1 pseudogene is annotated in these 1,172 nt (G+C 63.7%); it reads right to left on the bottom strand.

The features are described 5' to 3' along the window. Positions 1–505: pseudogene (locus ABZT03_RS44645) on the bottom strand (hypothetical protein); the annotation flags it as partial. Positions 506–1,172 lie beyond the last annotated feature (667 nt).

Genomic DNA, 1,172 nt, shown 5'->3' on the forward strand with positions numbered 1-1,172 from the left:
AGACACGAGCGTGGGACTCCTTCGTACGAACTTTGGACGGTTCAGTACGAAACCTACGCTCGTCGTCTTTTACACCGCGGATCGGACGCCACCCTTCCAAGGCCCGGCGGGTGCCGGGACGGTTGCGTACCGGCAGCCCGATCGGCGTCAGCACCGTTGGTTCGGTGAAGGCGTGCACCGGCCGCCGCCCGAACTGCCCCAGCACGTGCCGGATCAGAACTTCGGCGAGATTCTGCTCGTCGTCCTGGCAGTGCAGCCACATCACAACCCCGGCACCATCCGCGCCATGGATAGTCCATCCCACCGCGCCCAGCACGTCACCGGCCGTGGAGACCAGCACCTCGCAGAGCAGCACTTCCTGCTCCAGAGCCTGGTCGAGTACGGCCGCAGTGACAGCTGGACGCCCGGGCAACCGATCCCCCCGGATAAGTTCCAGCACCGCCGTCCGGTCCACGCTGCTGAACCGGCGCACCCCCACACTTGTACCAACCACCGCGACCGTCACCTAATCTCTTCCCTTCCCGACGTTGCTGATGGCACAGCATCCCCCACCCCTGCCGAAAGATCCGAGATGCCACGCACAAAACCACCCGAACCCCCACCACGCGCTCGCACAAAAAGCCTGAACATACGGGGACGGCAGAGTAATCCTGGGCATTTCAAAGGTTGCTGCTGCCGCTGGATTGAACATCCGCCCGACGCTCGGGCGGGAAACACTGTCACGGCTCAGGCCACTGGTGAAGAGTCGGTGTTCCAACCCTGCGCTATTCGGTCCACCGGGGATCGTCCGGAACGCCCTCGAGATCCTCGATCCCCTCTACCAGATCATGATCGCTGTAGGCGGTACCGAGAATCCTGTCCCGGCCGCAGGAACGGATGCTGACTCTCCGGCCGCCTTTACGGGACGTCGCATATACCATGATCGACGCACTGATCATGTATGCCAGCATGAGCCCGACCTCGCCCCGCCAGCGAGCCGCCGCAATGGCAGGAGGAGCTTCCGCCGGGGCCCGCCATCAAAAGCCGTGCAGCACAATACGAGGTTCTCGAGCCCAGAGTTGGCGGCCTGTCAGTGACGTTGGCCTCGATTCGTCAGGGGTTGTGAGCTGCTGACCGGTTGGTCGGTTCGCCCCTTTTGTCCCTGATGGTTGGGGATGGGGCCGTCGCGTGTC

Source organism: Streptomyces sp. NPDC005574 (genome assembly GCF_040605435.1).
Classification (GTDB): domain Bacteria; phylum Actinomycetota; class Actinomycetes; order Streptomycetales; family Streptomycetaceae; genus Streptomyces.